This is a genomic window from Arenibacter sp. ARW7G5Y1, assembly GCF_003201775.1.
GTDB lineage: Bacteria > Bacteroidota > Bacteroidia > Flavobacteriales > Flavobacteriaceae > Arenibacter.
In genome coordinates, this window is record NZ_QJJZ01000012.1 from 149,493 (window position 1) to 162,538 (window position 13,046).

At 40.1% G+C, this 13,046-nt stretch carries 9 protein-coding genes; all 9 read right to left on the reverse strand.

The genetic code is table 11. The features are described from left to right. Positions 1–262 precede the first annotated feature (262 nt). Positions 263–2,149 (reverse strand): cytochrome-c peroxidase, encoded by a 1,887-nt coding sequence (locus C7972_RS16715; RefSeq protein WP_110357315.1) that lies wholly within the window; start codon positions 2,147–2,149, stop codon positions 263–265. A gap of 131 nt (positions 2,150–2,280) precedes the next feature. Continuing rightward, positions 2,281–3,951: a metallophosphoesterase gene (locus C7972_RS16720; protein ID WP_110357316.1), complete on the reverse strand. Its 1,671-nt coding sequence runs from the start codon at positions 3,949–3,951 to the stop codon at positions 2,281–2,283. After that, positions 3,948–4,817, reverse strand: a complete 870-nt coding sequence (locus tag C7972_RS16725) for a lipopolysaccharide assembly protein LapB (RefSeq protein ID WP_110357317.1) — start codon at positions 4,815–4,817, stop codon at positions 3,948–3,950. The genes C7972_RS16720 and C7972_RS16725 overlap by 4 nt, the downstream gene beginning before the upstream one ends. A gap of 637 nt (positions 4,818–5,454) precedes the next feature. Continuing rightward, complete coding sequence (locus C7972_RS16730) at positions 5,455–6,036, reverse strand: tRNA-(ms[2]io[6]A)-hydroxylase (RefSeq protein ID WP_110357318.1); 582 nt, start codon at positions 6,034–6,036, stop codon at positions 5,455–5,457. A 131-nt stretch (positions 6,037–6,167) separates the two neighbouring features. Next, positions 6,168–7,112, reverse strand: coding sequence for an alpha/beta fold hydrolase (locus C7972_RS16735; RefSeq protein WP_110357319.1), 945 nt, complete (start codon positions 7,110–7,112; stop codon positions 6,168–6,170). 292 nt (positions 7,113–7,404) lie between these two features. Next, the gene (gene asnA, locus C7972_RS16740) at positions 7,405–8,448 is read right to left on the reverse strand and encodes an aspartate--ammonia ligase (protein WP_110357320.1); all 1,044 of its coding nucleotides are present in this window, start codon (positions 8,446–8,448) and stop codon (positions 7,405–7,407) included. A 373-nt stretch (positions 8,449–8,821) separates the two neighbouring features. After that, a complete protein-coding gene (locus C7972_RS16745; protein ID WP_110357321.1) occupies positions 8,822–9,280 on the reverse strand; it encodes a hypothetical protein in 459 nt (152 codons plus the stop codon). A gap of 747 nt (positions 9,281–10,027) precedes the next feature. Then, a complete protein-coding gene (locus C7972_RS16750; RefSeq protein ID WP_110357322.1) occupies positions 10,028–10,306 on the reverse strand; it encodes a hypothetical protein in 279 nt (92 codons plus the stop codon). Between the two features lie 31 nt (positions 10,307–10,337). Beyond that, positions 10,338–13,028: a DUF5695 domain-containing protein gene (locus C7972_RS16755; RefSeq protein WP_110357323.1), complete on the reverse strand. Its 2,691-nt coding sequence runs from the start codon at positions 13,026–13,028 to the stop codon at positions 10,338–10,340. Positions 13,029–13,046 lie beyond the last annotated feature (18 nt).

A 13,046-nucleotide genomic window follows, 5' to 3' on the forward strand; every position in this document is an offset into this window, starting at 1 on the left:
GCGAGATGCGGAGGAGACGGAAGGGATTGATAGCCCAGATCTTCTGGAGGGGATTATAGATAGTGTTTGGGTTGAAACACACCCCTAACCTCCCGCGGAAAACGCGGGACAAGCTCTCTCAAGAGGGGAATCTGTTTGTCTCCAATAAGTCTAGGATCTAGATTCTAGGTTCTGCCTTCTCACTACTACCTTACAACTTCAATTTCGATCAAGCTCAATCTCCACAAGGACTTTCAACTTTTAAACATTGAACATAAACCAATTAATCACCCCTACCCCCATACTCCGGTACATCCGATAGGGTTTCCATAAAGGCAATAATATCCTCCATTTCCTGCTGGGTCAAATTCAAGGGTGTTTCGGGCAAGGTTTGATTTTCCACCTTCAAGCCCATTCCTGCGCCTCCTCCTAGGTTGTAGAAGGCCAACACATCATCCAAAGTAGCAAATAATCCGTTGTGCATATAAGGTGCTGTAAACGCTACATTTCTGACCGTAACCGTTTTGAACGAATTTTTCAAAAAGGGACGATTATCCAGTTTTAGACCATTGCCCATGCGTCCCAAATCCGTATCCAACTTAGGGGATATGGAATCAAATCCCTGGGTAATACCCAAGACCTCCGATTCCGATTCCAGATAAAAAGGAGGAACGGTACCATTAAAGACCGGTGCAAAATGACAACTTCCGCAGGCCGCCTTCCCCATAAATAGGTTAAATCCCCTTTTGGCATTCTCGGGATACTCCTTGGTTTCGTTCCGCACATATTTATCGAAGGGACTATTAAAGGATTTTAAAGAGTTTACATAGGCCGCAATGGCATTGCTAATGGAACGCTGATTGATATCCTCCTTGGCTATCCCTCCATAAGCCTCTTTAAATAGCTCATTATAAACGTCATTTTTATTGAGCTTATTGATAATCGCATCAAAATTGGTATTGAACTCCAAATCGTTATCGATAACGTGTATCACCTGTTTTTCTAAATCCAAGGCGCGCATGTCCCAAAAATATCTTGTGGAATAGCCCGCATCTATCAAGGTTGGGGCATTTCGTGCAGTAAAAACCCCTTTTTGATTGGATACACTTTTGGGCAAGCCATCTGAAAAACCTTTGTTGGGGTTATGGCAGCTTATACAGGCCATGACATTATCCTTGGAAAGCTGGGGATCCCGGAACAACAATTTCCCCAAGGCTATGGTCTTGGGGTTGTCCAAAGGCAGATATACCAGTTCCGAATAAAAATCGGTGTTGAGAAAATCAATGTCGAATATATTCTTGGCCTTGTAGTTTTGGGCATGCTTTTTAAACGGCTCCAGCACAATCTTGTTTACATTCTGAAATTCCAACAAGGCCGCATATAAGGGGTTGACCACCTCCTTTAAAAAGGCCAGCCTATCAAACTCATTAAAAGTGGTATGGGCATTTAACTTCTTCCTCCCCTTGGCAAAGTGTTCTTTGATGGCTTCAAATTGGGCCCTGGCTTCTGGGGCCATCCCGGATTCAAAATACAGAAATGTAGTTTCCATACTTTTCCACCCCGTAACACTTTCCTTCAACCCATTTACAGACCCTGGAGTATCATATCCCGTTAGTCCCAACGTAAAGATCCTAACGATGCCGGACCGGATACACTCAATAATCTGGCTCGACTTTAAATGAACCGGTAAATGTACTTTCGCTATAAAATCTACCCGCTCCTTGAGTCCGTTGGCCAATCCTTGCAGGTGCTGTAAATTTTCATTGGAAGCTTCCCCATAAACGGCCTCATCCAATGCCTGCAAACCGCCAGGGGGAATCACTTTTTCGGCTTCAAAATACTCACTTACCTTGGGCAATGGTGCGCCATTGATATAAGTGGTATTGTAGGAGGTTTGGTAATAATCAAAAATAAATTCGATCTCCTTATAGCCCAATCTGGTCTTATCCACCTGTCTTTTCAACCCCTCCCATTCGTTTACGGAGGTTGCCCTATTGACAAGGGCTGCCAATGAATCCACTTCCCTTTGAAACTTGTAAAAATTGGCCGTGTATAAGGCTGCTACTTTTTCCGGAAGCGTATCCTTCTGGTCTGGAATTGCCATTTGCGTCCCGGACAACATCAATAGACAAATTAAAAAAACTCCCAATAAAATGCTTGTCTTCTTCATTTTCAACAACCGCTTTTTACCATTCTATGGACTTTTTAACACTGCTAACCTTCTCTTTCCTCTATGGGGCCAGCCCTTACTTGGGATATTATTGTAGGCCATTCCCACAGCCCGATTTTGGCCAAATTATTCTATTCTATGGTAATGGACTCGGTATACGCTTTTTGATTTGTAATGACTTCAATAACATACAGGCCTTTTGGCAGCTTGCCTACATTGATGGTTTTCCTTCTACTTTTCTTCACCAATTTCCCTATGTTGTTATAGAATTTGACTTTCTTTAGTTTATCGTTTTTATCCACATCAAGCCTTACCAAATCCTTGTCGGCATCATACAATAGTCCAGCACTTTTTTGTCCGGATGCATTTCTATCCGTATTCAGTACCCAAGCTGATTTGTTGATAGTGAAATAGTCGTCTATGCCATCATTATCCCTTATAAACTTTACGGTCAGGTTCTGCCCTCCCCTACCGTCATCTTCCACTTCCATAACACAGGAGCCCAATTGGTTCAGGGACACGGACATGGCCTGGTGATTTAGGTCGCCCCCGGATATTTTACCGGCAGAGCCCGTAGTTATATAAACGGCACCCTCGGCAGCCGTATTAGCTTTTTGGTAGGCCCCATTGCTATCCACTTTCCCGTCCCCATAGCCATTGGATCCAACGGTATGGCCACCCTTTGAAATATCATCCGGGTTAAAAGTGTTGGCAAAGCCATAATGTCCGTTCAAGAAATACGAGCGTTCGTAAGAATGGCTATGCCCGTTTAGGATAAGGTCCACTCCGTTGGCCTCCATCATGGGCATAAAGTTTTGTCGCATTTCAATAAGTCGGTCTTCGGTATCGGAGTCATGGGACCCTTTGGTATATACGGGATGATGAAACAGGGTCACGATCCAATCCTGTTTGGTGTTTTGAATATCGGCCTTGGTCCAGTTGTACATGGCACCCCCAACTTCGCGACTGGTATGATGGGAATCCAAGATTATAAAGTGGATATTGGCGTAATCAAAGGAATAATAGGCCTCTGTCCCAGAGGCAATCCCTCCGGCCTGTGCAGCGGTAGGGAAGGTAAATATATCATAATAGGGACCGGATTGTGTAGCCGAATCGGCCGACTTCCCATCATGGTTTCCCAAGCAGGACCATGCCACGGATTTTTTAAGCATATCGTCATAAATGTCGAACAAAGCGTTCTGATACTGCTCATCCGTGCCACTGCCATAGGCATTATCCCCTAAGAACAACATCATATCGGTCTTACCCGAATTCTTGGGTGCTGCGTCCACATAATCGTAATAGGCATCCCGTACGTTTCGCTGATTGTTATTGGCCGTACCGGCATCACCCAAAATCCATGCCCTTACAAACTGTTTGGTACCTGCTTTAGGGGCTGTTATAATGTACATCTCGCCGGAAACACTTTCGGAAAGTACACCAGCTTTATTGCCGATATTGAAATAATATTTGGTGTTGGGGCTTAAACCCGACAGAGCGACTTCGTGCTCGGTGGTTACATTATTGCTGCTAGCCTTCTTCGATAACGATTTTAATGATTTTCCGTAATGCACCACGGATTCAGTAGCGATATCCGTTCTCCATTTTACCACTACGGACGTTGGGGTACCGCTTTGTAAGTAAGGCCCCCTTACAACAGTTACCGAAGTGGAATGCTGTGGATGGCTTACAGGCATGGTTACCGCAACATCACTTACATTGGGAAGATCTACATGCGAGGTTTGGGAAAATGAAAACACTGAACTTAGTGCTACTAGTAAAAAGGTACTTTTTTTAATCATGATTTTTGGTTGTTAAGGGAGCTTTCCAGGCTTTTTATTTGTTCTTTTAATTCTATTACAGGACCCATATTTTTAAACTTGGTATCCAATTGCTCAACGGCAACCGTAGCCATTTTTAAGGAGATGAAGGCCTCATGGGGTTTATGTATTTCCACCAAATACTTTGCTTTTTTAAAATACCAGAATTCATTTCTGCTGTATTCAAGGATAAAGTAATTGTACTGTTCCAAGGCCTTTTCAGTTAGACCGGCATCTTTTAAGTAGTCCAATTTTTTAAGTTGGAGCGATATGGTATGCGGGCCAAGTTGGTCCAGGCCATATTCGATGGCCTTCAAGGCAGCCTTATAGTTTTTGTTGTTTTCGGCAAGAATGATGTTGCAGTATTCCAATACATCCTCGGGCCGAATGTCCTTCATATTAAGGATAACAGTACGGTAGCCCTCCAAGGATTTTTTGTACGATTTAAGATTGAAGTGTATTTGAGCCTGCAATTTTTTTGCACTTAGGTCCATGCTATCCAATTCCAAATAGGAATTTATACTTTGCAGGGCCTCCTGGTAGGCTTTGGTTAAAAAGTGCACCTCCGCAATTTGGTAATATAGGGCTTTGTTGGAATTTCCCATGGATTGGGACTTAAGGTAATCTTCCAGGGCATTATCGTACTCCATGTGCTGTTGATACAGCAACCCTCTTTCATAGTACAGTTCAGAATTGTCCGGATCTTCGGATATAGCAATGGTTTTTTCCGCTATCCGCATACTTAGATCCCCATGGGCCAACAGTGGCATGGACAGCGATAACATCAGGATTATAAGTAGCGTTCTTTTCTTCATTAAAGGTAAATACCCCTTGTTTTTAAAAATCATTCAATTGGTCAATATAACAACCTTTTTCCAAAACCGCCATCATAAGGCATAATTTATAAGAAGGTTGCCGTTATGGGCGGACAATTTTAAGGATTGTACTCCCCATTTGGTTTTATTTCTCAATTTATGATAGAATATTATCAATTTTTAAGGACGATAATACTCCCTTATCAAACGTATTGAAACAATATTAAATGTGGTTTTCCAGCACGTTAATTTTTTGTTAAAACAGAAAAAGGAGAACGAACCAATCTCCATTAATATCCCTCCCCAAAAACAAAAAAATTATCAATATTGAATCTTATAAACCGGAAATATTTGCTGGGACAATATGGCACATGTGGCACCCCAACCTTATTAAAACTAATTTCAATCTCAACATACCCTTATCCGTGAATTAAACAAAACCTTAATATTCCTTTGCGGATCTATTTATCAAATTTATAGGGAAATCAATGTAGCTTTTAAGAATAATTTGAATTTTTGAAATGGTAGAATAGTTTGGCTATAAATATCAAGAAAGAGCAGGGGATTAACAATGAGACACTTACTTGGATATAAGCGTTATAAGTAACGGGCGCCAAACAACAATAGGCCAAACGTAATAAGGTTGTATCCCTGGCAACGCTACATTATTTTAACCGTGGATTGTTTCTTCCTTTCCATAATTTTTTATCACTTCAGCTTCAAATTCAACAAGCTCTTGCCAGCGTTGGTCTACATCTATATTTTGGCCATATTTGCGGGCAAAACCAATAAAAGTGGTGTAATGGCCTGCTTCGCTGATCATTAAATCGTGGTAAAATTTTGAAAGCTCTGGGTCCTTTATTTCATTTGACAGCAACTTAAATCGTTCACAGCTTCTCGCTTCGATCATAGCAGAAAATAAGAGCCTATCTACCATCGCTTTGAGTCTACTTCCCCCTACATTCATAAACTTATAAAGCTCGTTAACATAGCTGTCCTTGCGCTCTCTGCCCAAGGTGTAACCGCGCTTCTTAATGAGATCATGCACCATCTGAAAATGTTCCAGTTCTTCCTGGGCCAAAAGGAGCAAATCGGTGACCAAATCCGGGTATTCTGAATTAAGTGTAATAATAGTGATCGCATTGGTCGCCGCCTTTTGTTCGCACCACGCATGATCTGTTAGTATTTCTTCTATGTTTTTTTCAACAATATTAACCCAACGCGGGTCTGTTGCCAATTTTAAATGGAGCATGGGCCAATGTTTTTGTAAAAGTAGCAATAAGCTGTATAAGAAATCATATAAACTTACCCCTGCCCAAAATGTACCTTTATGTACAGCGTATCTGCGTTAGGCAATTTTTATACTCCTCTTTGAAAGTTTACTTAAGGGATACTTAAAAACTCCAACATTTTTTTATTTACCGTTTCTGCCTGATCCATAGATAAAAAATGTCCTGCATTGTGTACAACCTCCCCCTTTCCTTTTGGCAACATATTGGCAATTTCTACCGTTCTTTTTTCATTGATCATATCGTCATCCCCAATTAACACTAAAACAGGCATTTGTAAGGATGTTAGTTCGTCATTGGAAAAAGGTTTCATACTGGTGACAAATTTATTTTCGGACTCCAATTCCGTACCCAGTTTGTATTGCTTCAGGTAGGCCTCTTTGATATTGGCCACATTGGCCGACATGCTTTTTAGGCTTTGCTCCATTTGTTTTTCCTTGGAAGAAAATATCCTGACAATATTTTTTAATAAATCCGTACTTGGCTTGATCCATGTAAAGGTTTGGGCCGGACTTAACAACACTAGGCTTTTTATCCTTTTCTGATCGTTTAACGCTAGGTTCACCGCCAACCAACCTCCCCGGGAAGCACCAATGAGATGAAAGCTGTCCAACTCCAGGGCTAATAAAACTTCCTTATACCAGTCGGTCACTTTTTCCACACTTTCAATATCTTTATACAAATACGATTTTCCTGCTTCCAAAATAAAGTCGATCGCAAACACCCTATGGTTTTTGGTCAAGGATTCTATATTTGGATACCACATGGTAGAGCTGGCGTTCATTCCGTGAAGCAACACCGCCGGATCTGCATTTTTGGGGCCACTTACTATAACATGGGCTATTCCGTTGGTGGTAGGAATATATAATTCCTCAAAAGGGACCTTCCACAATTTTAAGGTTTCGTCATAAGCTTCAAAATAGGCTGCATTTGCAGCAGATGGCTTTGTAATATATTCCGGTGGATTTTTATACTTATCGTATTGGTCGGTACAACCAACACCAAAAACAAAAACAGTAAGCAAAAGCAATAGTCTCATAGAATGCAATATACATTGGATAAATCCCAAAAGCGGTTTGTGAATAGGATAAAGATAGAATAAACTAAGCTGGCGTTCGTGTTTTGTTCATTTTTTGCATCGCCCAAATGCGTAGCATTCATGAATACCATTAAAAATCAATAGACCAGCCGATGAATAAAAAAAGAACCTAAGTACCCAAACAAAACTACTACACTTAAATGTGCCGTCAATTACGAATTTTGATTAAAATAAAATGGCCACCAAAAAGTATTGGCAGCCATTGTAAATGGTATATTAAAGGGTGGGGTTCCTAGAAAAGAATGGGTATGTTCCCTTGCTTACATTCTTCAATCATTTCTTCGGGCCAGATACTGGTCTGAATCTCACCAATATGCGCTTTTTTCAGGAAGAACATACATAGACGGGATTGGCCTATACCTCCTCCTATGGATAATGGCAGTTCATCATTTAAAAGCATCTTATGCCACATTAATTCTTTTCTGTCTTCCGCACCTTCAATTAGCAATTGTCTATTGAGTGCTTCCTTATCAACGCGGATTCCCATAGATGAAAGCTCCAAGGCATCTTCAAGCATAGGGTTCCACAGAAGGATATCGCCATTTAACCCCTTTAAACCGTTTTCGGTTTCGGTACTCCAGTCGTCATAATCCGGAGCCCTTCCATCATGCTTTTTCCCTTCTGGGAGTAGTCCTCCAATTCCCATAACAAACACGGCACCATACTTTTTAGCAGCTTCCAATTCCCTTTCCTTGCAGCTAAGCTTAGGATACTGTTCTGCCAATTCCTCTGTATGGATGAAGGTAATTTCTTCCGGAAGTACAGGTTTTAAATGGGGATAGCGCTCGTATACAACATATTCTACCCTTCTAAAAATGCTATATATTTTTCTTACAATATATTTTAGGAAGTCAATGGATCTTTCTTCTTTAGAAATCACCCTTTCCCAATCCCACTGATCTACATAAATGGAATGTATATTTGAAAAAACTTCATCCGGACGCAATGCATTCATATCTGTATATACACCGTAACCCGACTCAATTCCTAATTGGGCCAAAGCAAGTCTTTTCCATTTGGCAAGCGAATGTACAATTTCAGCTTCGGCATCATCCATACTTTTTATGGGAAAGGTAACTGGACGTTCTACGCCACTAAGGTCATCATTAATTCCAGATCCTTTTTTTACGAACAAAGGAGCCGTAATTCTTCTCAATCTCAATTCGGATGATAGACTAAGTTCAAAAAAGTCTTTGATCAACTTAATTGCTTGTTCTGTCTCTTGCATATTTAATTGCGGATGATATCCTTTCGGGATTTGTAATTTATAATCCATTCTATGTTACCTTTTATAAGATCATTAGCGACCTGCCTGGTTATTATTGAAAATTAAAACGCAAAAGTGCAATAAATAGAAAGAATATCAAAACAGTGTTAAGTGTTAAATAAGGAAGTTGTAAGGACTGCCCCCTACACCACAGTAATCACCATTCAAGGCCTTTACAAAAGAAAAGCGATCATAGTCTGGTAAGAAAATTGGTTCCTTGTCCATCCTGAAAATTTAAGGTGCTAAGAAACTTATGATTCATTTTGGAACCCAATTTTCCACTTGATCCATGGTACGTCCAAAGTCGGGAGACATCGCACAGCTAGTTCAAAGTCAGGAGACTTTGCACAACTGGTTTTTTTAATCTTTAAAAACATATGTCCTAATTCCGCTCAAACACAATTATATTTTTCCTGCTGTTATAATAAATCAATAGGTTTGAGTTTTTAATTTCAAATTTTTGGGCCGATCCAATACTAAATAATTTTGTCCATTCAGGTTCATTAATATAGGTAGTCATAATTGGTCCAATGGATATATCTCCATTCTTTTGAATTGTGTATTCCCCATTGTAGGCATTGGAAACCGAAATTCCAGAAACAGTTCCTTTTCCATTGTTATCGGGTGCCGTAAAGTTTGTTGTAATGTCTCCATTATTGATATCAGGCCAGGTATTGTCCTCCGATTTAGTAATTTTTTTATTCCCGTCCAAAAAGTAGATAACTTTCCAACTACCCGCCAAATCATATGAGATATCATCGTTTTCCTTTGAGCAACTATTGCATAAAAATAGTGTCACTACTAAAAATGCCAAATTTTTGATTGTAGAATAGGTTCTCATAGACCATTTATTTAAAAATATAGACGTTAAATACCCCGTATGGTTGCGTAGAATAGGTATTTTACTTACTACCAACACCTATATACAACAACAAGTTCTGTATTTTTTATAAGTCCAATTTAGTAAATCCATTATGTTGATCTGCCATGCTGGTTGGTTTGCACTCCACCCCTATTAAGTATAGAATTGGACATCCCCGGAAAGTTTGATCTGACCCTGATATAGAAATGGGGTCCATGCCAAGGAATTGTTCCTATTTGACTCCCAGTACTATCATTTTCCTATAAAATACCAAACGAACTTTTAACAGTAACTTTGCCTAAAACCAAAGTAAATGGGCCAACAACTAAAAAGGAACAAAAGTTTCCCCTTGCCCCTTTTCCAACAAAACTAACTAACTCAATGCTTCTATTCTTTTGGTTCGTTTCCTTCATTGCAACAAATTATGGTCATGTGGAGGAGCTAATGTATTTAAGGTGGATACAGGCAGTTCAAGGTCTTCACTTAATCGATCATTTTTTCAATTAAGATTCCAAACTGCCTTTTTTACGGTAGCACTGTGCACTACATAATTATGGTAGTGGGCGCGGTCATACCCTTCCAAAATAGACTTGACATGTCTAATTATACCACTAAACTCTTGGATTTTCCAATCCCTAAAAGCCCAATGCCCCGAAAAATGTATTATAATAACTGTAAAATATCCCTGAAGAAAACCTTAAGGAATACTACAATTATCATTACTGCTCAATACTGGCACCTAGCAGAAATATTCTTAAGTTCTTGTACACTTTCGGCCACAACCTCTAATTCCCTAAATGCATAACTGGGATGTAGGGTATCTACCTCAACTGCAAAAAAGCCTTTATAATTTACGTCCACCAGCAACTGCGCGATCCGTTGGTTATCAATAAGCCCATGTCCCGTGGGGACACAGGAGAAAAAACACCAATCATTGACAGACACTCCTTTAACGGGAAGCATGTCCTTCTTGGAGAAGGCTACAACACAACCTTGATCTTTCATTTCAATAATTGTGCAAATTCTTTAAGAAGAATTATAATTCAATTTGAAAAGAAACATCTCTTAAAGGAATTTCATATGCCCCACTAAGTCTATTATAGGATAAATCCTTCTCTTTATTTATCCTTAAATAAGCATTGGGGGTAAAATCATCCTTTTTGGACAAGGTAAGGGTTACCTGTTTTGATTCTGTATTATAGGTGAACTTCTTAAACGCACCAGCATCCAGAGTGACCCATAAATCAATTGGGGCAATAAATATTCTGGATTTTGACGCAGTAGTTATGTCCACTTCAACAATATTTTTATTTATATGAAGATTTCCCCCAAAAGCTAACCACCCCAAATCCTTATCATGTGTCAAATACGTTGCCGAATTCACTGCATAACCGTAAAATCCAGAACCATAGTCTCCAGAAATCCCATCTATTTCCAGGGTTGACGGAAAAGAATGAAATGCAGCCGGACCAAAACCATCCTGGGTAATATTGGAGATACCACCCAAAAGTCCACCATACCCTACTTTCAACAAATACAAATCTTCCGGTGTTTTTCTAAATTGTGTTAACACTGGAATAGCGTTCAAGGAAGATCCATAATGATGTATTTGTCGTTCCACCCTAGACGTCTCCCCTGCCTTACCCCCATATAGAAAATCCCAATACCTCCGTGCATTACCATTGTAAGCCCAATGTGGCATGGTTGGCATATAGGCCAGAATAGCATTTAAAGTTATGCCTGCCTTATCATTATACCCAAAATAATCGGACCACAGGTACACCTCCTCTTGCCCCGTAGAATCCCAAGGCATTTCACTTCCGAAAGGGTAATCCAGGGCCCGCCAATGATTGGCCCTCTCCTTCATTTTTGCTTCCAACTCATTGCCCAGCTTCAAATATCCCTCACTTTTTAGGTCGTTTAGCAAATAAAGGAATACAGACCCTTCCATCTGCCCAAAAACTGAGTAATATGGGGCCTGTTCCAACATGGCTATACTGGTATGGTATGCATTGTTCAAATACCATTCCCAAGTCCGGTTATCCACTAATCCTTTCCTGTACCTAGCTAAGCGGTACATGACCCAATATGCGGCGGTGACATGGGGATAGTTATAAGATCTTCCAGGGTCATTGGCATGTTCATGATTCCAGGCAGCCCAGGTTTTATAATTGATCCCATCACTATAGGTTCCCTTTGGTAAGGAATCCGGTTCGTAATAGAACACACTTTTTTTAACGCCATATTTATGGGGGCCCCCACTATATTGAATATCTCCCCATAAGGTAGAATCTATAAACTTTTGGATTTTTTGTATTTCACTACGCTCAGGCAGTACCAATTGCTTCATTATGGCCGCCAACCAACTACCGGCTCCGCCCTCATCACTCAGGCCACTGATCCATACCCTACTGTCCTCGGTTAACTTTCTTTTTGTATCATAATCATAGCTAATAAAAGAAGGGTTTCTATGGAAAGGGTCGTTGGGATCATTAAACCATTGTTCCGTAGCCAAAAAATGTCCAAAATCCTTTACTACCTCTGTTTCAGGTTTAATTACCTTGTAGTTTACAGTTTGTTGTTTCCCATCCTCGTAGGTAATGGTCAACCGTGCCCTTCCCCATTTTTTGCCTAGTACACTATAGCTTTTCTGTCCCTTTGGCGTCTTGGCAACTTCTTTAACCTCCAAAGCTCCATTAGGTACTATTTCCAAGGATGTAACCTTTTTGCTATAATCAATAAATAATTGGGCTTTTACGTCTTGGGGAACCACAAAGCCCGGGACCCCATTTACTACTGGAACTTTTTCCTCTACCAAAGTTCTTTGCACCTCTTTTATTCCTTTGGAAAGTACAAGTTTAAAAGAAAAATTTTTAGCCTCCTTAGGTTCCAATATCACTGAAGTTGGTGTATTCCACTGTTCCACTCCTTGCCATTCATTTTCAGCATAAGCCTTACTATAGACCATCCATTCATGGAATCCCTCAAAAACAATACTTCTTGGCGTGGGATCATCCAAGAGTGGCCTATAGGCTTCAAAAGACATGTTTTGAAGCGGTAAGACCAATAGAACCGGACCTTTCCCTGATAAGCGTTTCACCTCCAAATATCCAGCATCCATACCGATATAAGGGTCAAAAAATACATTTTGGGCATGGGTTTCAACCAGTGATTTGCCTTCCAATATATTATTAAAAATCATGGGTACTCCCAAAGCACCAATTTCGATGGATTTGCTACTCCTATTCCTTATTTCAAAACGAATTGCCAAATGGTCATTATCCAATTCATAAAACCTATGAACGCTTACAGGTATATCGGCAGGGAATGTATTTGATAAATCTGCTGCTGCCAAAATATTTCCAGAGACCTCCAAAGGTTCAACCTTAACTCGCTTGGTAGCCGTAGAATAACTTTTCCAAATTCCTTTGGCTTCCTTAATTCTTAAATTGATATCCCCTAAATGATATAACCCGTCCTTATCCCTAATTTCCAACCGATCACTAGGTGTAAAATCGAAATCCAAATTTTTATTGGGACGCAAAGCTGCCACTGTTTGCGAGGCCTTGACCAACTTTAACTGAAAGTCCGGGGTAGTAAATTTTTGATATACATCGGCTATGCCAAGTGTAGGTTCCTTGGCCTCTACCTTACTCCAATAACCTTGTGCCTTAGTGAAAAAGCCAACCATTATAAATAGTACCGTGCAAAAAAGTCTAAATTTCATATGCCTTGTTTTATTCGA